The 22,502-nt window shown below is 61.9% G+C and carries 18 protein-coding genes and 4 pseudogenes; 5 read left to right on the top strand and 17 right to left on the bottom strand.

What is annotated here, in order from left to right; translation table 11 throughout:
- Positions 1 to 1,165: 1,165 nt before the first annotated feature.
- The 4 genes from IVA87_RS14935 to IVA87_RS14950 all read right to left on the bottom strand — a co-directional run bounded on the left by IVA87_RS14935 (position 1,166) and on the right by IVA87_RS14950 (position 5,003).
- Complete coding sequence (locus tag IVA87_RS14935) at positions 1,166 to 2,893, bottom strand: VirD2 family relaxase/mobilization nuclease (RefSeq protein WP_247305769.1); 1,728 nt, start codon at positions 2,891 to 2,893, stop codon at positions 1,166 to 1,168.
- Between the two features lie 240 nt (positions 2,894 to 3,133).
- Complete coding sequence (locus IVA87_RS14940; RefSeq protein WP_346658361.1) at positions 3,134 to 3,727, bottom strand: lytic transglycosylase domain-containing protein; 594 nt, start codon at positions 3,725 to 3,727, stop codon at positions 3,134 to 3,136.
- A 305-nt stretch (positions 3,728 to 4,032) separates the two neighbouring features.
- Positions 4,033 to 4,497, bottom strand: coding sequence for a S26 family signal peptidase (locus tag IVA87_RS14945; RefSeq protein WP_247305765.1), 465 nt, complete (start codon positions 4,495 to 4,497; stop codon positions 4,033 to 4,035).
- 41 nt (positions 4,498 to 4,538) lie between these two features.
- A complete protein-coding gene (locus IVA87_RS14950; protein ID WP_247305763.1) occupies positions 4,539 to 5,003 on the bottom strand; it encodes a DUF2840 domain-containing protein in 465 nt (154 codons plus the stop codon).
- Between the two features lie 171 nt (positions 5,004 to 5,174).
- On the opposite strand from IVA87_RS14950, the gene IVA87_RS14955 reads away from it, so the two are divergent.
- Positions 5,175 to 6,227: an IS110 family transposase gene (locus IVA87_RS14955; protein ID WP_247305761.1), complete on the top strand. Its 1,053-nt coding sequence runs from the start codon at positions 5,175 to 5,177 to the stop codon at positions 6,225 to 6,227.
- A gap of 652 nt (positions 6,228 to 6,879) precedes the next feature.
- On the opposite strand, the gene IVA87_RS14960 is transcribed toward IVA87_RS14955, so the two are convergent.
- The 3 genes from IVA87_RS14960 to IVA87_RS14970 form a co-directional block, all read right to left on the bottom strand.
- Positions 6,880 to 7,668, bottom strand: coding sequence for a replication initiator protein A (locus tag IVA87_RS14960; RefSeq protein ID WP_247305759.1), 789 nt, complete (start codon positions 7,666 to 7,668; stop codon positions 6,880 to 6,882).
- Positions 7,669 to 7,671: 3 nt separating this feature from the next.
- Positions 7,672 to 7,950, bottom strand: a complete 279-nt coding sequence (locus IVA87_RS14965) for a helix-turn-helix domain-containing protein (protein ID WP_148742779.1) — start codon at positions 7,948 to 7,950, stop codon at positions 7,672 to 7,674.
- 123 nt (positions 7,951 to 8,073) lie between these two features.
- The gene (locus IVA87_RS14970) at positions 8,074 to 8,370 is read right to left on the bottom strand and encodes a DUF2285 domain-containing protein (protein WP_247278032.1); all 297 of its coding nucleotides are present in this window, start codon (positions 8,368 to 8,370) and stop codon (positions 8,074 to 8,076) included.
- Positions 8,371 to 8,377: 7 nt separating this feature from the next.
- On the opposite strand from IVA87_RS14970, the pseudogene IVA87_RS14975 reads away from it, so the two are divergent.
- Positions 8,378 to 8,554, top strand: a pseudogene (locus tag IVA87_RS14975) (helix-turn-helix transcriptional regulator); the annotation flags it as partial.
- A 386-nt stretch (positions 8,555 to 8,940) separates the two neighbouring features.
- Here the strand turns inward: IVA87_RS14975 and IVA87_RS14980 are convergent.
- The 3 genes and pseudogenes from IVA87_RS14980 to IVA87_RS14990 form a co-directional block, all read right to left on the bottom strand.
- Positions 8,941 to 9,123, bottom strand: coding sequence for a hypothetical protein (locus tag IVA87_RS14980; protein ID WP_247305753.1), 183 nt, complete (start codon positions 9,121 to 9,123; stop codon positions 8,941 to 8,943).
- Between the two features lie 95 nt (positions 9,124 to 9,218).
- Positions 9,219 to 9,413 carry a hypothetical protein gene (locus IVA87_RS14985; RefSeq protein WP_247305750.1) on the bottom strand — a complete coding sequence of 65 codons (195 nt, stop codon included), beginning with the start codon at positions 9,411 to 9,413 and terminating at the stop codon, positions 9,219 to 9,221.
- A gap of 3 nt (positions 9,414 to 9,416) precedes the next feature.
- Positions 9,417 to 10,221: pseudogene (locus IVA87_RS14990) on the bottom strand (ferredoxin--NADP reductase).
- A 655-nt stretch (positions 10,222 to 10,876) separates the two neighbouring features.
- On the opposite strand from IVA87_RS14990, the gene IVA87_RS14995 reads away from it, so the two are divergent.
- Positions 10,877 to 11,167, top strand: a complete 291-nt coding sequence (locus IVA87_RS14995) for a hypothetical protein (RefSeq protein ID WP_247305747.1) — start codon at positions 10,877 to 10,879, stop codon at positions 11,165 to 11,167.
- A gap of 242 nt (positions 11,168 to 11,409) precedes the next feature.
- Positions 11,410 to 12,702 (top strand): annotated as a pseudogene (locus IVA87_RS15000) (IS5 family transposase); the annotation flags it as partial.
- Between the two features lie 405 nt (positions 12,703 to 13,107).
- Here the strand turns inward: IVA87_RS15000 and IVA87_RS35145 are convergent.
- The 3 genes from IVA87_RS35145 to IVA87_RS15010 form a co-directional block, all read right to left on the bottom strand.
- The gene (locus tag IVA87_RS35145) at positions 13,108 to 13,230 is read right to left on the bottom strand and encodes a hypothetical protein (RefSeq protein ID WP_256464831.1); all 123 of its coding nucleotides are present in this window, start codon (positions 13,228 to 13,230) and stop codon (positions 13,108 to 13,110) included.
- 79 nt (positions 13,231 to 13,309) lie between these two features.
- On the bottom strand, positions 13,310 to 13,555 hold the full coding sequence (locus IVA87_RS15005) for a hypothetical protein (protein WP_247334040.1): 246 nt from the start codon (positions 13,553 to 13,555) through the stop codon (positions 13,310 to 13,312).
- A gap of 662 nt (positions 13,556 to 14,217) precedes the next feature.
- Entirely contained in the window at positions 14,218 to 14,538 is a 321-nt protein-coding gene (locus tag IVA87_RS15010) for a DUF736 domain-containing protein (RefSeq protein WP_247278035.1), read from the bottom strand.
- Between the two features lie 409 nt (positions 14,539 to 14,947).
- Between IVA87_RS15010 and IVA87_RS15015 the strand changes: the two are divergent.
- Positions 14,948 to 15,108, top strand: a pseudogene (locus IVA87_RS15015) (DUF736 family protein); the annotation flags it as partial.
- Here IVA87_RS15015 and IVA87_RS15020 read toward each other — a convergent pair.
- The 4 genes from IVA87_RS15020 to IVA87_RS15035 form a co-directional block, all read right to left on the bottom strand.
- Positions 15,083 to 15,451: a hypothetical protein gene (locus IVA87_RS15020; RefSeq protein ID WP_346658362.1), complete on the bottom strand. Its 369-nt coding sequence runs from the start codon at positions 15,449 to 15,451 to the stop codon at positions 15,083 to 15,085. The pseudogene IVA87_RS15015 and the gene IVA87_RS15020 sit on opposite strands and share 26 nt — an antisense overlap.
- Before the next feature lie 251 nt (positions 15,452 to 15,702).
- Entirely contained in the window at positions 15,703 to 16,626 is a 924-nt protein-coding gene (locus tag IVA87_RS15025; RefSeq protein ID WP_247334041.1) for a DUF2493 domain-containing protein, read from the bottom strand.
- A gap of 332 nt (positions 16,627 to 16,958) precedes the next feature.
- Positions 16,959 to 18,020 carry a toprim domain-containing protein gene (locus IVA87_RS15030; RefSeq protein ID WP_247334042.1) on the bottom strand — a complete coding sequence of 354 codons (1,062 nt, stop codon included), beginning with the start codon at positions 18,018 to 18,020 and terminating at the stop codon, positions 16,959 to 16,961.
- Positions 18,020 to 22,369: a bifunctional class I SAM-dependent methyltransferase/DEAD/DEAH box helicase gene (locus IVA87_RS15035; RefSeq protein WP_247334043.1), complete on the bottom strand. Its 4,350-nt coding sequence runs from the start codon at positions 22,367 to 22,369 to the stop codon at positions 18,020 to 18,022. The genes IVA87_RS15030 and IVA87_RS15035 overlap by 1 nt, the downstream gene beginning before the upstream one ends.
- Positions 22,370 to 22,502: the final 133 nt, after the last annotated feature.

The following is a 22,502-nucleotide window of genomic DNA, read 5'->3' on the forward strand; positions in this document are numbered from 1 at the left end:
AAAAGATCCCTCGCGTGGAACAGGCCGCCTCAAAGCACCGTCCCAAGCAGCTTCGCGTGATAGGCGCTTGGATGATGAGACAATCAACTCGTACCGTGCTGCCGCTCGAGGCGAACCGGCCGGCCTTCGCGAAGCGAGGCTCCGGGTTATAGATGTCCGGAAGGCTAGCTCGCGTCTGGCCTAAGCTCTCCGTAAGTGCGCGCGATCAAGAGAGGTGCGGCGTGCCACAACGCGTTATCGACGAGGTGAGCGTTCCCGGATTAAATCGGCGGGAGGCGGGGGTCCTGGAGTACAAGAATCATGCGGGGAGCGTCCCCGGCAGGAGCTTATTTCCGATGGGACGACACTGCCGGGCCGACGGTCATCTAGATACTCCCGCACATCGTGTCGAGCGAGTCCTCCTCCAGCCGGTCGACTGTTGATGCCTTGGCCAGCCAGATGCTCGGATGTTGTACGTCAGCTGTTGCGGTCTCTCTGGGAGCCGGGACAGGCGAACTGGCGTTTGCCAAATCTTCATTGCGCGAATCGGGTTGCCCTTCGGCTATCCGCTGTCAAAGCCAGCTTGCGGGCTCGGAGCTCTCCGATTGCTCGCCGGCCTGCCTACGCGGATAACCTCGCGCGAATGCCTCCGGATCAAAATCGAGCAGGTTGAAATCGCTATTCGCCCGCTCGATGACACGCCCACAACTGAGTCCAGCAAACTGGACTCTGGTGGTCGGTGGGCGAAGCGCCGGAGTCTTCTGCAGAGCATCTGGCCATCGGCATCCGAGACCAGCACGCAAGGAAGTATCGTCACCGCCATCATGCCACAGCCAGACACCTTCCGATCACTTAAAGATCGAAGGCCCCATGCCGTTTCCGCTACACGGGATGGCCATCTAGATTCGAAGGGTTCTGCTGTGCGATTTAGCCGTTGAGAGTCTCAGCGACCTAAGGGTGAACGGCGCATTTTTCCACACAGCTGGGTCCAGTCGATGATCGAGCGCCACCAAGGTCGAGCGAACCCGGAGGCGATGAAGAGATAGTTCCAGAACGGTGGACCCTCCATTCGCTATTCGCTGCTCACTATCGCTCCTCTCCCATTTTTCCGCCTTGACAGTCGACGCGAGGCAACCAAGTCTTTCCTGCCCTGCAATTGGGCGCAGTGCAGCGCCATCGCCTCAGGTCAAAGCGATAGGCCGCGCTTGCGACCGAAGTCCCAGTCGACGCTGCCTGGACCGGCGATGCCGCTGACCTGTTTTCCCAACTCCCGCTCGAGCGAAGGCGACCAGGGCACAAGCTGAAACCCGAGGCCGTTGTCGATCATCGCGAAGCGCCCCGAGGCCAGTGACAGGCGTCGACGATAAACCCCCGAAATCTGCTCACCTACATCAGATGACGAGTGCGGAAGCCCCGTTTCCTTCATGAGACGTCGTGTGACGACGTCGAGTTCGCGATCGCGGAGGGTTTCGATCAGGTTGCGGCTTAGCCGGACCTTGTTACCATCGCGCTGGGCGAGCCCTTGGTCGGCCAAAACATCGATGCGCCGTTCAAGTGCTGCACGAACCTCCGCGCCAAACGCATTGCGCGAGAGCTCGGCAGGATTTCGCGCAACGAGCTGCCGGTCTAGCCACGTTGCACCATCCGCCGCGACCTGCTGGTCCAGGACGAGCTCCGAGCGAACCGCGAGCGCAATCCGTGTGCGACCACGGGCGTCCGCAAACCGGCGCAGTTCCACAATCCCACCGATCGGCCCATCGCCGGCCGCCTCAACGTCAGGAAGCTTCACGTGATGCACGCGCCCGTCAATCCCATCGACGATTGCAAAAGCTGTGCCCTTCAGCTCGTCATCAAGCCCGCGCGCGATGAGACGGCCAACGATCGGTTCGCCTTGAGTTTCGCCCTCCAGTGCCCAGGATGCGGGGGTGCGGCTGGCGCCGTCTCGCGTGAGGGTTTTGTGCAGCCGCTTGATGATGTCATCGCGCTCACCCAGCGCGCGCAACCTCGCCTCCGCATCGGCGGCCAGAACCCAGACCGCGGGGCCGGCAGGTTCCGCCAAGCCGAGCCGCTCGAGCGTCCGCATCCGCCCGATGCGAATTTCCCGCAATGGATCGCGCTCGGCATCCCGCTCGAACCTAAAATCGATAACGCCGTCCGCCATCCCCGCTTCCCGGGCAAGCGTCCGATCGAGCCTGGTCCAGCGTTCGGCTGTCGTGTCCGCCTCAAGGCTCTGGCGGATCTCGAGCTCCGAACGAGGGCCAAGTTCGCGCGTGACAAGGTCGCTGGCGCGGGCGCGTAAGCCCATAGCGATATAATCGCGGCTGATGACGAGGTCGGCACCGTCATCGGTACGGCCCCGCACGAGGATGTGAATGTGCGGATGCTCGGTATTCCAATGGTCGACCGCGACCCAGTCAAGCCGTGTGCCAAGGTCGCGCGAGGCTTGGTCCATCAGCTCCCGAGTGAAGCTACGCAGGCTGGCAAGTTCACCAGCGTCATCAGGCGAGACGATGAACCTAAAATGATGGCGGTCACCCTCGCAACGCGTGACGAACGCGCGACCGTCCGCAACATCCCCCGCAGCGTCGAATAGTTTGCCGGGAGCGCCGTCGCGAGTGACTCCGTCGCGCTGCAGGTAACCGATATGGCCGCGCAACGCGCCCGGCGAACGCATCCGCCGTACCACCCGCGCCTTGACCATAGCGCCGCGGCCGCGGGCGTTGAGGAGCCGTGAAGCAGCGATGCTCGCGGCGCGGCCGCGTCCAAACTTACGGCCGTGGCCATCCTTGCCTTGCGAGAGGCCCCCGGCCTTCTGAGCGGCTGTGAGTACCTGCGCCAGAAACGGCTTTGTCCGGGGCGCGCGCGTGGAACGGATACGGCCGGGACGGATCCGAAGATCATCGTCGCGCGTCATTCCGGCCGCCGCAAGGCATCGAAAACCGTGTAAGAACAGCGCCTTGGGGAAAGCTGAACTTTGCTCCTAGTCGCCGCAATGTTTAGTGGATCATTGAAATCCGTACACTTTCTCGCACAACCGACCGGCCGCACCTTGCGGCTTTTATCCTGCCCTCGGCGGTCGGCTCCCCCCGCTCTCTGCCGGCCATTCTCAAACATGCGAGAACCTTCGAGGCCTTGCGACCAAATCCGATTGCTATCATGGAGACTGCACCTTGATTGATCGATGCCAAAACAGCCCCCTCGCGCGAGGTACAAGTGCACGGGCAACAGCTTTAGGCGCTGCCTTCGACGGATTCATTGTGCGCACTCCTGATGCAAAGTTGTCGGCAGCGGACGAGCTGCCAGATCGCTCAACAAAAACTGGAGCTTGCTGCCACAGGACGACGCGTCTGGCGGCCGAACCACGGCTGTTGCGTTGCTCAACTCCGATCAATGCTGCGAGTCTGGCTACATATGTTTGCGTTTCTTCTGGAAGCGATCGACCTGTCGTCAAATGCTCGTCATACCGCTTCGGTCCCGCATTGTAGGCTGCAAGAAACCCTCCCGATCCGAACCGGTCGAGCATCTCGCGAATGTACGCTGCCCCAGCTATAATATTGTCGTGCGGATCAAACGGATCGATACCGAGATCGTGACGAGCGCTCAGTTCGACCCAGGTCGCGGGCATGATTTGCATCAGCCCGAGCGCTCCTCGAGGCGATATTGCGTGCGCATTACCGCCACTTTCGACCTGCATCACGGCATCGATCCAACGCTCCGGGATCGCGAACCGGTGGGAGGCTTCGGTCACGAACGCGGCGTATGCAATGCTACGAGGCAGGGTTATGGAGTGCGCAGCTGGTGCCCGCGATGCGACCTCCGCTCTGGCGCTCGAGGTCGGTCCGAACGTCAGCAGAACTTCCAAAAAGCAAGCAGTGGCCCCACATCGCATTGTGCGGACTGCCGCCAAGTATAAAGTTTCTCCCAGCCGGCCTTGAGGCCGCCTGATCCTGGGGCAATTCGCGCCGATTCTCAAGAAGCTGGCCGAGACGGAGCAACGATGTTGCGAACGGCCGTATGGAGAAATGACAAGCCAACAGGGGAGAGCCGGCATTGTCACTTCTCTCTGGTCCACACCGGGAGCGCTCGCCCAATGACGGCCGATCTCGGCAGGGGTCCGAAATATCGGCCGTCTAGTGAGTCCGCCGACTGCCAGTTCATGAGAAACACTTCGCCCTCAGCAATGACCCGGCAACCCTGCCAGACCGGCAACGGACGGCCGCGACGATCGCGCTCGCTTGCCTCACCCACGTGTATGCTGTCGACGATGATTGCGAGGCCCGTTCTGCAGACGGTTTGGCCGGGCAACGCCAGCACACGCTTGAGCATTGGAAGGCCGCTTGGCAAATAGCCGTTGAGATCGAGAAAAGTCGCGAGCGGGTCTGGAGTTCGAACCGCCACGAGCTCAGTAACGTGCAATGGTCCGGCCTCTTGCAGGCGATAGACTCCGATCGGCACGCTGTCCGAGGCATTCCAGATGTACAATGGTGAGGTGTTGTTGACTGGCCAGAGCGCGAGCATTGTGGCCCCACACATCGCAAGAATGTTCCCCAACCGTCCCATCAGAGTGCCAACCTACGCCGATGGAGCCACGCTTGGTGGCGTGCACGGGTATAAGCTCGTGGCTTTTCGTTGACAGAAAGTCGGTTGTGGGCGTGATGCCAATACTCGGGGGCCGCATCGGCAGGATCGATGCCCAGTGACTCTACGGAGCCGATCAACTGGAGAACGCGTTCGACCTTTGGCCAACCAGCTAATCGCAGCAGGCTTTCGCCGCCGGGACTGACCCAAGGCACGGTTGAGTATCGCTGGCCTGGCGCGACCGCGCGTAAAATGTCGATCCGAGACAGGACGGTTCCGAAGTCGTTGGACGTCCAGCGCACGAACGCGAAGATTTTGCCGGGCAAAAACGAGAGAATGCGCCGGTGATGATCAACGATCTTCTCTGATGCAGGTTTACCGAACCGGATTCGATTTTCGATGCGCTTCTCGAGCCACAAGAGCTCAACAGTTGTGAGGTCGCTCACCTGACTGCTCCATATTGTTGAGAGGGATTTGGACGCGCCGAGAATGGCTATCACCGACGCATCGTGCGAGGAGCCTTTGCGTCGGTAGGACGGCTGTAATGACGCTTGCATGGATCGGTTGCTTCGCGATAATCCGGGAACGGAACGGGCGGCGCGTTCCGGCGGAGAATGATGGTAGAGAGGAACGACGGAATTTATGCAGGGCTCGACGTGTCGCTCCAGGCAACGAATGTTTGCGTGGTGGACGGCGACGGCAACGTCGTCCAGGAAGCGACACTCAAGACCGATCCGGACGCGATCGAGCTGTTCTTGGTGGAATGCGGAATCCACGGCCTGGAAGCGTTCTCGTACAGCGCCTGGCTGTTCACGGCGCTTTCCGAAAAGGGCCTCCCCGTGATCTGCATCGAGACCTGGCATGCCAAGGCGGCGCTGAACGCGATGCTGAACAAGACCGATCGGAACAATGCCAAGGGCATCGCGCAGATGATGCGGACCGGTTGGTTCCGCGCAGTCCATGTCAAATCGGAAGGCGCGCAAACGCTGCGGGCGCTGCTGGTCGGGCGCAAGGCGCTGCTCGGCAAGGTGCTCGACATGGAGAACATGATCCGCGGCCTGTTGCGCCCGCTCGGCCTCAAGGTCGGCGAGATCTCGGTCGGACATTTTGACGCGCGGGTACGCGAGATCACGGCCGGGAAGAAGGAATTGGAGGCGATCGTCACGCCATTGCTCGACGCTAGAAGCGCGATGCGGCTGCAGCTGGCCAAGCTGCAACGCTTGGCGCTGGCGGCGGCGCGCCGCGACAGCGCGGTGCGGCGGATGATGACCCTGCCCGGCGTCGGCGCACTCGTGGCGCTGACGTTCCGCGCCACCGTCGACGATCCGGCGCGCTTCAGGAGGTCGACCAATGTCGGCGCGCATTTTGGTTTGACGCCGCCGCGCTACCAATCCGGGCAGACCGACCGCATCGGGCGCATCTCCAAATGCGGCGATGAGCTGACGCGGGCGATGCTCTACGAGGCGGCGATCGCGATCCTGACGCGCATTCCGAAGAACTTTAAGCTGCGGCTGTGGGGCCTGCGGCTCGCCAGGAAGAAGGGTTTGAAGCGCGCGGCAACAGCCGTGGCGCGCGCCCTCGCTGTGCTGCTGCACAAGATCTGGAGCGATGGCACGACGTTCCGGTTTGGCGCCGGCGGCAAGCGCGGCCGGGTCGCTGCGGCGATGTAGGGGCCTTCGCGACCCGGCCGCTTCCACGCGCGCCTTCTCCTTCCGCCACGGCGGAGCAGCGTCTCCCGAGGAGACGGGGATTTGGGTGAGATCGCAACTTTTCTTGCCGGCGGCTTCATGACGACGTTTGAAGCCATCACGCACGGCGCTGGTTAGCCTGACCGCCCTTTCCTCAGATTCCGGCTTGTGGTGGCCGTCGTGCCAACCACGGATGTTAGCAAGTTCTCCTCGACGAGCGAGTGGCTGCAAAAGGATGTGACGCGCATCAGGCGATGATGTTGACGTCAGCGATCGCGCAGATTTGCGCGCGATCGCGTGCGCGCGCGTGCGTTGGAGGAAAGAATCGCATTGCGGAGAAGTTTTGCGCGTGAGAGAGTGAGCACATGAGGCATCCTCGTTGCACGCCCGGCCGACTTGTTCACAACGTACTGATTCACGACAAGAAGGAAGATTGCCGTCGCAGTGTTTTAGGTGCGATTTCAGTCCCCGGTAGCACGCGGATGGGGTGCCCGATGGCACGAGTCTTCCAGTCCCTGATAACACGAGCGAATTCACAGCTTATCCCCTGCAGGGCTGATAAGGCCAAGCTTTCGCAATGGCCGCGTAGGCGGGTCGATCTGGACGGGTGCGAAATTCAATCGTTCTTCGCCATTCAGGTCGTGTGTGATAGCCAGCCGATAGCTCGGCAAGGTCTGATGATGCACGATTTGGCCCGGTCGTCGGCGAAGTGCTTCAGCGGCGTGAGGCTCCCGGACTTGGCATGCAAGTGCATGAGCCCGCTATGCTGATGACCCCCGTGCTTGCGGATGAGGCGATAGAGCCAACGTTCCAGTCCACCGGTCAGATCGAAATACGCGCGATCAATGGTCAGCACGAGCGATTCGTTTAGAACGCCCGTGTAGAACCAATCGGGTAAGATCAACTCAATCGCACGGGCATGCCCGTGTACATCGCTTGTGTGTTTCCATTCGTTCCTCCAGGAGAAGCGATGCCGCGATCGTTCTGTCGGTTGTCGGATTGAGGTCATGACGCTGGCTGATTGCAATCGGTCGAGCGCAGCCTTGAGGCGGTCGTAGTCGCGTACGCTGGTGCCGCGGCCGACGAAGGTCAGGATGTCATAGGGGGTGGTGGACATCAGGCGCGAGGTTTTCAACCCGGCCTCACGGGCATCGACAATCTGTGAGGCAGCCAAATCAGAACGTCCGCGTCCCAGATCGTGCTCCAGGCCATGTTCCGGCACCGCTTCGACACGGATGGTGATGGTGCCTGAGCGGAAGTCGATCGGGACGATCCGCTTGGACTTTGCTAGCGAAAAGAACGGATACGCCATCAAGTCTTGCGCGTCCCGTGCAGCGAGATTGCCCGGAAGCGCGCGAAACAGATCGAGTTGGTCGCGCTCTGACCGCCGCCTCCCGCCTGCAGTTGAGTTGCTGTCGGGCATAGGTCAGCGCCGCTCCTTGCCCGCGTACGGAATCGGCGTGTGCCGTTTCGCGGGCAGGACTGTGCCTGCGCCAGGATCGCTGGTGGACGTTTTGGCGCCGCGGTCAACCCACGCCGTCAGGTCTTCGAGCGCATACACAACGCGGCCGCCCAGCTTCCGATACGTCGGGCCTGTGCCATAGGTGCGGTGCTTTTCGAGGGTGCGACCGGACAGTCCGAGAAAGCGCGCCGCCTCGGGCGTCCGCAGGTATCGCGGCGGCAAGCCGGCGTTCGGATCGGGCATTTGCGAGGCTCCGTGGTCGTCTGGAGCGCGACCGGGTTCGGTCGCGCGTCGACGGTCACCATGACGGAGTAGGAGTGCTCAGGGGATGCCGAAGATGGACCGATGATTTTCGGCACCCCTGCTCTACTCCCTGCGAGATGGGGGATGCAGTAATGCGCGATAGCCGCCGCGCATCAGAGCCAAGCCGGCCTGCACCAGGCGGATGGTCCGGCTGCGCAGCTCATGGGTTTTCCAGCCGCGTTCAGGGATGCATTTTCGGCCGAACAGCACTTCGGCGATGACGCGATAAGAAGCGCCAAGTGCCCATCGAGTGCGCACAGCGAAGGCCAATCGTTCGCGTCGCTGCGCCGAAAGCTGATAAAATGGGGGTCCTGGGGCGCGGCCGGTGATAGCGCGCCACAACCGACGTGAAGCGTGCACGCGGATCTCCGAGGCGTCCGGCTTTACTCAGCAATACATCAGCGATTTAGAGCGTGGCCGGCGCAATCCCACGATAGTGACGCTGTTCGAACTCGCGAGCACATTAAGCCTTAGCCACGTCGATCTCGTGTTGCCTGATGAGGAATTCTGCAAAGAGCGAACCAAGACGCCGAAGCAAAAATGAAAGGACTTCAGCTTGACGCTTGTTTCGGTTGCCCGGCAGTTGCTGCATGACTTGAACACGAAGCTCCGCCTAGGGTGTAGCCTTCGCCGCCTTCGTCATCGAAACAGGTTCGCGTATATCGGCGCGTCGAGGAGGATAGTCAAGCTCGTGTGAGAGGTATTCGCGCGCTTCCTTCGGAGCGCGTTGACCACACTGCGCCTATCTCGCGACTATACTGCGCACCAAAGAGCAAGCTTATGAGCCGTTAACCGGCAATTCTTCTATGATGACCGGAAATTAAGGCTTCAAGACCATGGTCACAATAGGCTGCCTAAAGGCGGGCTTTACCATTCCAACACAGCGTCCGCCCAAGGATTGATCAACGAGTGCTAAGCGCTCGGCCGGCGCTATAATTCACAAGCGTCGACCTCCTCGTCGGGGAGTTTCTCAGCGTCCAGCTCCAGCCTGTTTTTCGCCTCTTCCAGCTCCCGTGTGACTAGCACGTAGTCTTCGAACGTGCTCGAGGCGCTGATCTGCGTGTCGATCAACAGCCGCAGCTCGTGCCTGAACTGATACTTGCTGACGATCATTCGCCTTTCCTACTATTGCTGGGTTCAGGTACGAGATCCAACTTTTCGAGCTGGCGCGTCGAACAGTTTGCGCTACTTCGGCGTCGCTCAGAGACTCACGAGCGCTCCGACTTTCCGCCCCCGACGCTGTTTACGACGTTGCGTAAAACGATTTCAGAAAGCTGCACTACCTGCCGCTTGAGAAACACAACCAGCTGTGTGAGACGAAGAATTTCTTGTTTGCAGCGCTCTAGCTCGCGCTCTTCGTCTGTCATCGTCGATGCTTCATGGCGATTTGTACTTGTCGTCATGGTTCATATGCCCTCCTTCTGCGAGACGAATCTATTTCGTTCTGCGAACTTTTTTTCGAACACGAATTGCGCCGGCTTGCCTTGATCCCCATCGACAAACCCCTTCGCCACCAATAGCTCGCGGGCCATCGCGCACCAAGCCGGGGCTGCCACAGATCATGATGCGGTCATGCTGCGGCTCCAGTTCCGGCAGTTCGATCTCCGCGAACAGCTTGCCTGAAATGATCAGATCGGTGGCCCGGCCGCGGTTACAGAAGGAATCGCGCGTCACGGTCGGATAGTAGATCAGCTGGTAGCGCACGAAGTCGCCGACCAGTTCGCCGCACGGCAGTTTTTCCGTGATCATCTCGCCATAGGCGAGCTCGGCGACGCGGCGGCAGCCATGCAGCAGCACGACATTCTCGAATCGCAAATAGGTTTCAGGATCTTTGATAACGCTCAGGAACGGCGCAAGCCCGGTGCCGGTGCCGATAAGATACAGATTGCGCCCGTCCCCGAGATTATCGATGACCAGCGTCCCCGTCGCCGTGCGGCTGACGATGATCTCGTCACCCTCCTTCAGATGCTGCAGACGCGAGGTTAAGGGACCATCCGGTGCCTTGATCGAGAGGAATTCCAACCGGTTCTCGTAATGAGCGCTGGCGAGGCTGTAGGCCCGCAGCAGCGGCTTCTCGTCGACCTTGCGCCCGATCATCGTGAATTCACCGCTACGGAAGCAGAACGACGGATTCCGGGTCGTGGTGAAGCTGAAGAGATTGTCCGTCCAGTGATGGACGCTCAGTACTTTTTCCTGGCTGAACTTGCTCATCTCACCGTCCCGGCGGCGATCAATCCGCAGGCGCTGCCCATTCACGTAGATTATCCAATCTCTTTACTCTTCCGCCCGCCGGCCTCCCCAAATAAACTTTTTGCCCAGTTCACGCGGGCCGGTAGGCTAGCTTTGCCAGCTCACTCTCGGCCGAGTGGCCGTGCCCCTTCTCGAGCCGCCGCAATGGCAGATTTGGGCGCATTTGCTCCGACAAACATAGTACATTGCGAACAAACAATCTCGTTTCGCACGTGAGTGTGGTGTCTCGGCTTCAGTGGAGCGCTTCGTACAAAACACCTGTTCCATCTCGCCTGGACCTTGCGCTCGGTTCCAACGCTACTGGAACGCGAACTCCAACGAGGATCGACGCTCCGACATTCGCCGAGATATCAATCCCCTGAACATGCTTCCTACGACCGTGTGATTGCTGAAGCAGACTGTAACAACTCTGCGATTCTGCTTAATGCAATGAGGCGCGTGTTCACGGCTAAATCCTGCATCTTGGCCACCTTCTTCGATGGATTTCACGCCGCACATGGTCCCGAACTTTCCCGGACAGCGGCCTTGTCATGACGGCACATGCTCGGTCCGATGCAGACAGCCGCGTGCTTTCAGCCTCCCCTCAAGCAAGGACTAAAGCCGAAGCACAAGAGACATGGGCACGGACTTCAAGGTCTGCATCGAGCGGCAGTTCGGCGGAATAGAAGGTCCTGTCCTGGACAAGATCGCAACATCACATTGTGTTTGTCGGGGCATTGTACCGGCAGAAGCGTTCGATGAATGGAAGGATGTGATCGGCGGACTTCCTCCATCGGGACGGTTTGGGATGGGCGTTGTGTCGATCAATAACGAAGTGATGTCTGCCCGGAGGGCGGCGACGCTGCGCCCGCCTGATCTTTTTATCCGGGAGGAGAACGAAGAAAGGCCCGACCTAGTTGAGCCATGACGAACTGGTCGGGGTCAGGTGCACGTGCCAGCGCTGTCTTTTAGCCATCCATCGTTGGATCAGTGCGGACTTAGTCGTCCGTGAAGAACCTCCAAGCGGTTGATCAAGAATCAGTTTTCGGGGCGAGAAGGTCTTTGGGATTGCAAACTTTCGGGCTTTGACGGCCCAAAAGCTTGCAGTTTCATTTTTGAGGATTCCGTCGAATCACGAGTCGTGATTCCGTCGTCGCATCGGAGGGAGCGATGCGACCAAAGGAACGACGCGGGACGGGACAAACCGATCTTCTGCGCTCGCGGCTGGACGCGATCATCGATATGGGGCACCCGCTGGTGAAGCTGGCGGGGACAATCGACTGGTCGTTCCTGGAGCAGCGGTTCGGGGCGGTCTACGAGGACAAGCCGGGCCCGCCGCCATTGCCGACGCGGCTGATGGCGGGGCTGGCGATCCTCAAGCACACCTACGACCTCTCCGACGAGGTCCTGTGCGAGCGCTGGGTGGAGAACCCCTATTACCAGTTCTTCTGCGGCGAGGAGTTCTTCCAGCACCGATTGGTGTTCGATCGCTCTTCGCTGACGCGCTGGCGCCAGCGGATGGGCGAGGAGAAGCTGCAGGCTTTGCTGCAGGAGAGCCTTTCGGTTGCCACCAAGACCGAGGCGCTCAAGCCGTCCGATCTCAATCGCGTCATCGTCGACACGACGGTGCAGCCCAAGAACGTGATGTTCCCCACCGATGCGCGGCTGCTGAACCGCGCCCGCGAGATCCTGGTGCGGCTGGCCAAGAGGTACGGCGTCAAGCTGCGCCAGTCCTATGCCAGGGTGGGCAAGTTCGCGCTGATCAAGCATCAGCGCTATGCCCACGCCAAGCAGTTCAAGCGTGCCAACAGGGCCTTGAAGAAGCTCAAGACCTATCTCGGCCGCATTATCCGCGACATCGGCCGCAAACTCGGGGGCAACGCCGACTTGCTTGCCGGGATCGTGCTGGAGCGCATGCTGGCGCGGGCGCGACGCGTGCTGGAGCAGAAGCAGCACCGGCGTGGACCCAAGGTCTATTCGCTGCACGCGCCCGAGGTGGAGTGCATCGGCAAGGGCAAGGCCCACCGGCCTTACGAGTTCGGCGTCAAAGTCTCGGTTGCAACGTCGCTGGCGCACGCCAAAGGCGGTCAGTTCGTGACCCACGTGAAGGCGCCGCCCGGCAACCCCTATGACGGGCATACGCTCGCAACCGTGATCCCGGATATGGAAGCCCTCATCGGCAATACCCTCGAGCGCCTCCTCGCCGACAAGGGCTATCGCGGCCACAATGCCCCACCCGATTACAAGTTCAGGGTGTTCACGTCAGGGCAGAAGCGGCGGGTGACGCCACAGATCACGCGCGAGCTGCGAAGGCGGTCCGCCGTCGAACCGGTCATCGGGCATCTCAAATCCGAGCATCGAATGGGCCGCAATTATCTCTGGCATCGCGAGGGCGACGCCAGCAACGCCGTCCTCGCCGCCGTCGGCTACAACTTCCGCGGCCTGATCTGCTGGCTCAGGCTCTCGTTGTGGCAAATCCTGGCCATCCTCTTCGCCCGACCGGAATCAATCCAGCCTGAATTCAGGGTTCTTCACGGACGACGACTTATGCGTGGCGTAATTGTCCATGACGAGATGGACCTCGAGTTCGCGCGGCACAGCGGCCTCGATCTCGTCGTGGAACTGACGGAATTTGGCAGCACGGCGACCTCGCTAGCACTTCGCCGTTGGCTCGTGCTGTCGCAATGTCGAGAGCGGCGAACAGCGATGTGGTGCCATATCTTCTTTAGTCATCCTTCCTTCGGGCCGGCTGGCCGGGACGCATCGGCAGCATGGTGGCTGCGGTCCAGCGCCCGGATTGGGACTTCTCATCCACGCATAGAACGACACCGAGCTCCGGCGGCCGGACGTAAAGGCCCACAGCGTCGCTCACTTTGGCCATGAAGTTTGGATCGTGGAGAGCTTGAAGGTCTCCGTCCGGTGCGGCTGGAGCCCGAAGCCCGGCCAGATGTGTTGCACGGTCGACACCGACAGGCCGCTGGCCTTCGCCATGCCGCGGGAATTCCGATGGATGGCGTTCTCAGGGCAACTCTCCAATGTCCTCACGATCGCGGCTTCGATGCGGGCATCCTCAATCGTACGCGGCGCCCGAAGCGTGGCTCGTCCACGCGCCGCTCCACAAAACGCCGCCGCCTACCCTCGACTCGTCAAGGCCCAGCTTGGCCGCCACTTCCTTGTTCTGACCGCCTTCCGCGCAGGTCAGCACGATTCGCGCTCGCAGCGCCAGCACCAGAACCGTCTTCCGCCGCTCGTCAGCGACTTGTTCGGCACGAACTTCATCGCTCAATGTCAGGGAGGCAAGTTGCCGGAGCGCCATCACATTCTCCGTCCCTGCTACATCCTCCATCTTGGCACAGCGACGCAAATCTAATGCAAATCTACGATTGGGGACTTGTGGCTCGGGACACCGGCCGCGGCGCATTTTTGAACCAAAGGTGATGTTGCTCTCTCTGAATGCGCACTACAGCACACCAACCGTGGGTGCCTGTCTGTTGCTGCCCGATGCAAGATCAGCAGACGGTTGCGCAGCGGCGAGGCAGACGCGCTCCGCACAACTGGGACCAGCATCGGCAAGGCCTCGGTTCCCCAAGAGCCACGTGCCTACAGTGCCGGCAGTGACCGCTCATATATGGTGGCCTCGAGAGGCAATCTGAGAACCGGAGAATTGATGTTTCTCGACTGGCTGGCCGACACGCTGGGTGTTCACTTATGCTGAAGGCTCGGTTCAGCCACCCAGAGGAGCGACAACACCGAAGGACTCGCCTAAGGTCGCAAGCCGGCGAGCCAGTTCCAAGAAGAAATAGCACTGCTGCGTAAGAGCGACTTTATGACCACCCGGATCGGTAGTGGCACTGCGAGCTCTAGAAGGCGAAATCACGAAAATCGACTGCTGCGATGCAGCGGCGCAGCGTTGATGTTTTCGACTTTAGGCTCCAAAGGAACCCGCCCGATCAACTCGGGCGGGCTTTAGAGCGAGTTTCACTCGCCGTTCTTGCGCGGCCGCGACCAGAGCAGGGTGTACCCCTCGCCGCCTTCGTCATCGAACAGGTTCGCGTAGATCGGTGCGTTGAAGGAGGGATCGTCGAGCTTGAGCGAGAGGTAGTCGCGGCCCTCCTCGGAGCGCTTCGACCAGGCTGCCCCGATCTCCGCCCGGCCCACGTAGATGCGGTGGCTGGGCGCGTTGTCGCTGGAGCGGTTGGTTTCGGCGACGATGCGGACGCCCTTGGTCTGAAGGCTCAGGGTGACGATCTCGCCGTGAAACTCGTTACCGACTTTCTTGAACGAACCGATATTAGCCATGTTACTTCTCCTGTTTGTGTTTCGAGCCCGCGACCACCGCGGCCTCGATGGCGATCTGAAGCCGAAGACGATCGGCGACGCACCCGCTTGAAGGGCCGGAGCGCAGCGGAGGACGCCGTTGTGGCGACTTTCTTGTCTCGCGAGGAATGGGCGAAGCCCAGGGGAAGAAAGTCGCATCAACGGCGTTGCGGCTCAGACGATCGAGGCGCAGCCGGTCTTGGGCGAGATCAAGCCATCAAAGAGGCCACGTGCGTCGCGTGCTGAACCGCAATAAGGAGAAGACGTGGCATATCTCGGTTCCTCTGAACAAGAGCGGCGAACGATCCGGCGTAGAAAGAGAAACAATCTGCTGCAAAGGGCGCTGTCCTCTTCGAAGGAATGATCAAGGGGCACGCCGCACCGCTGCAGCTACGTGGGTTGGGCCGAAATGGACGCGGATTGGTCAAGGCACTCCGAGAAGGACTGGCTCCCTGCTCGCGTCCCGATGATCCCTCATTCAACGTACCGATCTACGCGAACCTGTTCGATGATGAAGGCGCAAGGGTCATCCCTTGCGGAGAGTGGCGGTAAGAACTGGCTGGAACCGCTCCACCGCCCGACCTGACTCGGGTGGGCGGGTCTTCGCCAAAACTCTCAAGCGCGTCCATGCCGCGCCGCCGATGCAAACCGCACGCAGGCAAGCGAAGGCCTCGCGCCAAGCTAGCGAAGGCACCCCGATCTGCGACAGGGCGAACATCACATGATAGCCAGCGATAGCCGCAGGGACGGCGAATGCGGCTGCGATCGTGATGCGCAACGTCCGGATCCGACTGAGGGCGATGGCGACCTGACCAGCGGCAAGCGTCAGCGCGCCGGAAGCAATTCCGATGAGCAGTGCACCGAAAACGCCCGCGCCATCACGAAATGCCGACATCCAGACACTGAGTGCGACGAAAAAACGACAAGGCATAGACCGCCAGCGCAAAGATCAGCCAGCAGAACAAGCCGATGCCGAATGTGTTGAGGACAAGTCCAAGGGCAAGCATGGCGGTGGCTCTAGTGCATAGATGTACTGGTCGCGCCTCCCACCACCACCGCGGCGCGGCTTCGGACCTGATATCGAAACGAGGCGGAGTTGCGGCGTGCAACTCCACCCTGCCATCTTAGATGCGAGCAAGACGGCGCTCACGCGCCGCCGAACTTCCAGACGGGAATGCCGAGCCGCTTCGCCTTGTCGGCGAGATTGTCCTGGATTCCAGTGCCGGGGAAGTACATGACGCCGATCGGCAGGAGCCCGAGCATGGCGTCGTTGCGCTTGAACGGTGCCGCCTTGGCGTGCCTGGTCCAGTCGGGCTTGAAGGCGATTTGCGGTACCTTGCGATTGATCGCCCATTTGGAGGCGATGAGTTCGGCGCCTCTCGGGGAGCCGCCATGGAGCAGGACCATGTCGGGATGCTTCCCGTGAACCTTGTCGAGGCGATCCCAGATGAGGTGGTGGTCGTTGAAGTCGAGCCCGCCGGTGAGTGCGATCTTGGGTCCTGGCGGCACCAGGACCTCGGTCTCGGCGCGGCGTTTCGCTGCGATGAAGTCGCGGGAGTCGATCATTGCCGCGGTTAGCGTGCGGTGGTTGACCAGTGACCCCGACCGCGGACGCCAGGACGAACCGGTGTGGACTTCAAAGCGTTCGATGGCCTGGTCGCGGAAGAGTTCCAGGCAGTTGCGGCGCTCGATCAGCGTGATGCCTTCAGCCGTGAGGCGCTCGAGTTCGACCGATCGTACTTCGGAGCCGTTCTGCTCGCGCTGGCTCTTGTGCTGCGCCTGCTCGTTGTCGTCGAGCTGGCGTTCGATGCGATCGACGGCACGATGGAACAAGTTGACGGTCGACCAGAGCAGATCGTCAAGGTCCGGCTCGAGCCGCGTGTCGTTCAGGGTCGCAACCAGGGCGTCGAAGATATCGGCCACGGCCCCGGAGATCATCTTGCCTTCGGGAAGCGGTCTCGGGTCAGGCTGGTCGTCGAAGGGACGGTAGCCGAAGAGCTGTAGTTTGGTGAGGACGTGGTCGGTCGGAGAAGAGGCGTGCGGCGGTTCGACGTCGTCATGGTCGGTCATGGAAGGAGGTCCTTTGCCGGGTTTGGCCGCGCCCTTCGCGGCCTTCGTGGCGATCACTCAGACGGCGGGCGGAACAGGCCAGAACCCGAAGGGCCGAAGCGGCAGCGGAGGATGGCGAAGGCCGGCTATTTTGCTTCGCGATGCAAAGCGCGCTGACTAGACATATGACGTGCGTTTCAATCGCCGGCGCGGCGGAAAATAGCCGGACGCAGCCATTGCCGGCCCGGGCCGCTTGCCGTCCGATCGCCCTCCAGAAGGCGCAAGGTCGCGTCCCCTTCCGGTATTGGCCTCGCCCATGACCGACCTGTCACGGTCGATCGAACCGTCGTGACCTATTCCGCGGGCACCGTCGACGAATGCAGGAAGCGGACGACATCCTCAGGTACGAGCTGAATCCGCAAGGCCGCTCGGAGACCGTCAAGACCGAAGACGTGCAGATCTTCGTTGAAATCGCCCAGCCGTGGTGACAACGCGATCGCTTCAATGCCGGCGTCTGCTGCGCGCTGGGTCAGAAGCGCGAGCACCGTATCACCGGCGGCATCGGCATCGCGAGCGATATAGAGCCGACGCAAGCCAGACGGCAGCAACATGGCCGCGAGGTGGTTGGCCGAAAGCGCAGCGGCCATCGGCATTGTCGGCAACACGTAGCGCAGCGACAGCATGGTCTCGATGCCCTCTCCGGCGGCGAGTATATCGTCCACCACGCCGAAACGAACGGCATTGCCGAGGAGGTCGCCCATCGCGCGTCGTGGCGTATCGATCGGAGCCTTGCCCAGCCGAACGCGATCAAAGCCGACCGGGTCGAGCCAAGTACGGTGTACCCCGGTGATCCTGCCATCAAAGTCAGTGACAGAAGCGATCATCGCCGGCCAAGTCTCGGTCGGCTGGTGCTCGTCCGGCCGATAGTAGCAGCGTGGGTGGAAACGCAGACTGCCGCCATCATGGACGTCGGCTATTCCGCGCCCCTGCAAATAAGTCTCGACCACGGTCCCCTCGATCGGGCTGGATATTGCAAAGAGCCGACGGGCGGCCTCTTGCGATCCGGCCGGTGCTGCCGGACCGACGGGCTTTGAGGCGAGTTCCGGTTCAGCGCGAGGCAATTTCAGGAAGCGTCTTGCTTCCTCGGCGGTCTCGCGGAAGTCACGCAATCCCAGGCTTTCGCGGATGACGTCGAGGAGATCGCCATGCTCGCCGGTCGCGGCGTCTGTCCATTTGCCGGCAGGCCCCTTCGTCGATTCCTGGAGCCGCACGAACAACGAGCGGCCCGGGGTATTGCGGACGTCGCCGACCAGCCAGTACCGCCCCGCCCGCTTGCCATGGGAGAGATAGTGTCGGCACACCGCCTCGGCCTCGCGCGCGAGGCGGCGTGCCAGGTCGGAGGCATCACGCGGCATCAGGCGGCCTCACGCTCACTGACGCGCGCGACCGGATACTGCTCAAGCACTTTCACCAGGATCTCGACGCCGCTCGCATCGGTGGGCACGAACATGCGCAGCTTCCAGGAGATGATCTCTCCGAAGAGGCCGTAGGCGCGCAGCCGATCGCGCATCGTGTCGTTGAAGCCAGACAGTTCGATGCGGTATGCGCCCATCACCCGCGCACGGCGAGGCTGCAGCCCCTCGGCTAGCTCGAGGACAGTCCGTCCTTTCATCAACACGGCCAAGGCAGCGTCGGGCGTCAGCGAAAGCGCGTCAGCCGCGAGGACGTTCGCGACCCAGGTCGCGGAGACCTTGCGGCCGATGACGCGCTCGCCCGCATCGGTCTGGAGCCGATAGACCCGCGTCGACTCGTTCGGCAGCCGCTTCCAGATGGGGAGTAGCAAGCCCGCCACGACGTGAATCATGCTTTCGGTGAACTGAGGAACCTCCGCGAGCTCCGCCAGCCAGGCTGCGGCAAAACGCTCACGATCCGCTTCGACCCAATGGCTTTCCGCCATCATTTTGAGGGAGACGCTGTGCTGCTCCATGGGGCGGATCAGGCGCACGCGCCGCTCGATCTCGCCGTCGTCGAGCATAAAGCTTGGGGCTGGAACCTGCACCGCGGCCCGCCCCGAGCGCTCATTGATCAGCAGGACGGCGCGAGGATCCGAAAGACGAGCAAGGGCATCATCCAGGCTCACAGGATGATTGCGCTGGCGCTGGGTAATCGTGAGCAGCCGGATCTCGGCGCTAGTGCCGGGATGGACATAGATCGTCCGTCGGTCTGTGACCACAAAACTCTCTGCGCGGAGCGTTTCCAGCCCGACGTCGTAGGTGCCGGATGCAGCTGCACCCTCGATCCGGACGGTCAACAGCTGCTCGAAGACGGTGAATAGGATGTTCTGAAGCTCGATCGTGAGCGCCAGCAACCTGTTCAGGAACGTCGTGATCGGCGGCAGGTCATCCCTGATCCCAGTGGTTTCCGTGAGCTTCAGGCCGGTCGCATCCTCGAATCTCTCGAGCGAGCACCCCTGGACCTTGCCGCGCGCCAGCAGCGTGTAGAGTTGGCGCAACGCGTCACGGCCGTACTGGCTTTCGAGATTGTCCTCGGGCCGGAACAGGCCCTGCCCTCCGGTCTGGCGTTGGCCGCGCGTGATGGCTCCCAACGTGTCGAGCCGGCGCGCAATGGTACTGAGGAAGCGCTTTTCCGCCTTCACATCGGTCGCGATCGGGCGAAACAGCGGCGGCTGCGCCTGGTTGGTCCGGTTGGTGCGGCCGACCCCCTGGATCGCGGCGTCCGCCTTCCAGCCGGGCTCGAGCAAATAGTGGACCCGCAGGCGGCGATTCCGCGCCGACAATTCTGCATGGTAGCTCCTGGCCGTGCCACCCGCGTCGGAGAACACGAGGATCCGCTTGACGTCGTCCATAAACGCCGCGGTCTCGGCGAGCTTCGCCGAACCGGCCCGGTTTTCGACGACCAGCCGCTCGCCCTTGCGAACGATGCGGCGTGGGCGGCCGGTGACTTCGGCGACCACGTCGGTGCCGAAGCGCTGGATCACCTGATCCAGCGCACCCGGGACCGGCGGCAACGAGGCGAGCTTTTCGATGAGACGGTCCCGGCGAGCGAGAGCTTCCCGGCTCTCAACCGGCTGACCGTCACGATAGACAGGCCGGGAGCAGAGGTTGCCGTCCTGGTCGGTGAAGAGCTCGTAAAGCTGGACCGGAAAGGAATGGGCGAGATAATCGAGGACATACTCCCGCGGGGTGATATCGACCTGGACGTCGCCGCACTTTTCGGTCGGAATCTCGGCGAGCCGGCGCTCCATCAACGCCTCGCCGGTCGAGACGATCTGGATGACGGCGGCATGGCCGGCCTCGAGATCGCTTTCGATCGAGCGGAGCAGCAACGGCGTCTTCATCGAGGTCAGGAGGTGACTAACGAAACGCTGCCTGGCGCTCTCGAAGGCCGATCGCGCGGCCGATTTGGCCTGGCCGTTCAACGTGCCGGTCTCGCCGGTGATGTTCGCGGCCCGCATGGCCGCATCGAGATTGTTATGGATGATGCTGAACGCGCCGGCATAGGCGTCGTAGATGCGAACCTGCTCCGGCGTGAGCTGGTGCTCGATGAGTTCGTACGCGACGCCCTCGTAAGATAGCGAGCGGGCCGCGTAGAGACCGAGCGCCTTAAGGTCGCGCGCCAGCACTTCCATGGCCGCAACGCCACCCTCCTCGGTCGCCTCGACGAACTCGGCGCGGGTGGCGAACGGGAAGTCGGTGCCGCCGCACAATCCCAACCGCTGAGCATATGCGAGATTGTGGACCGTCGTGGCGCCGGTTGCCGACACATAGACCACGCGGGCATTCGACAACGCATGCTGGAGCCTCAGGCCGGCACGCCCCTGCTGAGAGGCTGCCCCCGGGCGATTGCAAGCAATCGCCTCGAGGTCGCCGCGCTCGCCCTTCTGGCCTGCCGCGTTCTGCATCGCGTGGCTCTCGTCGAAGACGATCACTCCGTCGAAATCGGAGCCCAACCATTCGACGATCTGCCGAACGCGCGACAGCTTTTCACCGCGCTCGTCGGTTCGCAGCGTAGCGTAGGTGGTAAATAGGACGCCTTCCGAAAGCCGGATCGTTGTGCCCTGCCGGAACCGAGACAGCGGCGTCACGAGCAATCGCTCCATGCCGAGCGCGGACCAGTCGCGCTGTGCATCCTCGATCAGCTTGTCCGACTTGCTGATCCAGACTGCGCGGCGCCGGCCCTTGAGCCAGTTGTCGAGCAGGATGCCAGCGACCTGCCGCCCCTTACCCGCACCGGTGCCGTCACCCAAAAACCAGCCGCGGCGAAAGCGGACGGCATTTTCTGCGTCGTCGCGCGCGGCCGCGACAACGTCAAAGGTTGCATCGACCGTCCAGGAGCCCGCGAGGAATTCGGAATGGGCCTCGCCGGCGTAAATGACGCTCTCAAGCTGGGCGTCCGACAGGATACCATCCGCGACGAGATTGGCCGGCAGATGTGGTCGGTAAGACGGCTTCGGCGGCGCGATCGAGGCCATCGCGGCGGATTGCACGAGCTTGGTCGGGTGTGCATGCGCGCCCGGAATACGGATCGATTGCAATGCGTATTCCTCATAAAGCTCATCGGTAAGCCTGGCGCCTTCCGGCGGCAACCACCCGACCGTCTCGTACGAAAGTTCGACGCCTTCTTGCGCGGCGCCGCTGGAAGTAGAGGGAGGACATGGTGCAGAGGCGCCGAGGGACCGTGACGTCACGGGGCGTCTAGCGACCCTGATCACGACTGGGGCGGCAACAGCTAGCCTCGGAGGCAAATGTTGGGTCACCCAGTCGAGCAAGGTAGCGACATCGGCCGCCATGCCGAGCGAGGCAGGAAAGACATTCGGGTCCGCCGCGGGCTGCTTGTCGATCACAAGCAGCCTTGTATCGATCTGAGTTCCGTCCTTCGCGTAGACAGCGCCATCGATGGCGGCAGAGAACACAACTCGCGCGCGTCCCTGAAGGCGAACGAAGGCATCTCGCCACGCCGGATTGTCCGGCCCGAAGCTTGCACCGGTGATGGCGACCAGACGCCCACCGTCGCAAAGGCGCGCCAAGGCCGAAGCGATGTGCCGGAGCGCCGCGTCCGCCATTCGCCGATCGACATTCGCCAGCGCCGAGAACGGCGGATTCATCAAGACGACGCTAGGTACGAAATCGGCTTCGAGGTGATCATCGATCTGGGCGGCGTCGAACCGGGTGACCTCAAGGCCGGCGAACAGGTGATCCAGCAACTCCGCACGGGGTTCGGACAACTCGTTCAATACCAATGCGCCGCCGGCGAGCTCGGCAAAGATGGCGAGCAAGCCGGTCCCCGCAGACGGCTCCAAAACCCAGTCGGAAGGCGTGACGCAGGCCGCGGTACATGCAGCCAGCCTCAGTGGGATCGGCGTCGAGAATTGTTGAAGCGCCTGGCTGTCCTCGGAACGCCGCGTGTGCGTCGGCAGGAGACTGGCTACTCTCGCCAGCATCGGCAACATCGCCGCCGTCGAACCAGCCTTGGTCCCCATCGCCGGACCGAACTTGCGAAGAAATAGAACGGTGGCCGCCTCGCAGGTGTCATAGGCGGTCTTCCAATTCCAGCTACCTGCCGCATCCGAGGCGCCGAAGGCAGCCTCCATGGCGCCACGCAGGACGGCGGCATCGATGCGCCGGCCGCGTTCGAGATCGGTCAAGAGCTGTCGCGCAGCCCTGACTGCAGCGGCGGTGATAGTGGCAGCGGCACGCATCGGGAGCGGCGCGGCGGCAGCGCCGCTTGCGAGAGAGTCGGTCATGGGATTTCTTTCGGAGAGCAGGAACGGGTCGAATCGCCCGGCGCTCTCCTCAAGACCACGGCGATTCAAACTCATCCCGGCCCCACTCTCCCTCTCAGCCTCGGTCATAAGAATGGGGACCGACGCTGTGCAT

The sequence above is a fragment of the Bradyrhizobium sp. 147 genome (assembly GCF_023073935.1).
Lineage (GTDB): Bacteria > Pseudomonadota > Alphaproteobacteria > Rhizobiales > Xanthobacteraceae > Bradyrhizobium.

What these genes read in the sequence shown, in the direction of transcription:
- IVA87_RS14935 (WP_247305769.1), bottom strand. Translation starts at nt 2,893, where the DNA reads ATGACGCGCGACGATGATCTTCGGATCCGTCCCGGCCGTATCCGTTCC.
- IVA87_RS14945 (WP_247305765.1), bottom strand. Translation starts at nt 4,497, where the DNA reads ATGCTCGCGCTCTGGCCAGTCAACAACACCTCACCATTGTACATCTGG.
- IVA87_RS14955 (WP_247305761.1), top strand. Translation starts at nt 5,175, where the DNA reads ATGGTAGAGAGGAACGACGGAATTTATGCAGGGCTCGACGTGTCGCTC.
- IVA87_RS14960 (WP_247305759.1), bottom strand. Translation starts at nt 7,668, where the DNA reads ATGCCCGACAGCAACTCAACTGCAGGCGGGAGGCGGCGGTCAGAGCGC.
- IVA87_RS14965 (WP_148742779.1), bottom strand. Translation starts at nt 7,950, where the DNA reads ATGCCCGATCCGAACGCCGGCTTGCCGCCGCGATACCTGCGGACGCCC.
- IVA87_RS14980 (WP_247305753.1), bottom strand. Translation starts at nt 9,123, where the DNA reads ATGATCGTCAGCAAGTATCAGTTCAGGCACGAGCTGCGGCTGTTGATC.
- IVA87_RS14985 (WP_247305750.1), bottom strand. Translation starts at nt 9,413, where the DNA reads ATGACGACAAGTACAAATCGCCATGAAGCATCGACGATGACAGACGAA.
- IVA87_RS14995 (WP_247305747.1), top strand. Translation starts at nt 10,877, where the DNA reads ATGGGCACGGACTTCAAGGTCTGCATCGAGCGGCAGTTCGGCGGAATA.
- IVA87_RS35145 (WP_256464831.1), bottom strand. Translation starts at nt 13,230, where the DNA reads ATGGCGAAGGCCAGCGGCCTGTCGGTGTCGACCGTGCAACACATCTGG.
- IVA87_RS15005 (WP_247334040.1), bottom strand. Translation starts at nt 13,555, where the DNA reads ATGGCGCTCCGGCAACTTGCCTCCCTGACATTGAGCGATGAAGTTCGT.
- IVA87_RS15010 (WP_247278035.1), bottom strand. Translation starts at nt 14,538, where the DNA reads ATGGCTAATATCGGTTCGTTCAAGAAAGTCGGTAACGAGTTTCACGGC.
- IVA87_RS15020 (WP_346658362.1), bottom strand. Translation starts at nt 15,451, where the DNA reads ATGTCGGCATTTCGTGATGGCGCGGGCGTTTTCGGTGCACTGCTCATC.
- IVA87_RS15025 (WP_247334041.1), bottom strand. Translation starts at nt 16,626, where the DNA reads ATGACCGACCATGACGACGTCGAACCGCCGCACGCCTCTTCTCCGACC.
- IVA87_RS15030 (WP_247334042.1), bottom strand. Translation starts at nt 18,020, where the DNA reads ATGCCGCGTGATGCCTCCGACCTGGCACGCCGCCTCGCGCGCGAGGCC.
- IVA87_RS15035 (WP_247334043.1), bottom strand. Translation starts at nt 22,369, where the DNA reads ATGACCGACTCTCTCGCAAGCGGCGCTGCCGCCGCGCCGCTCCCGATG.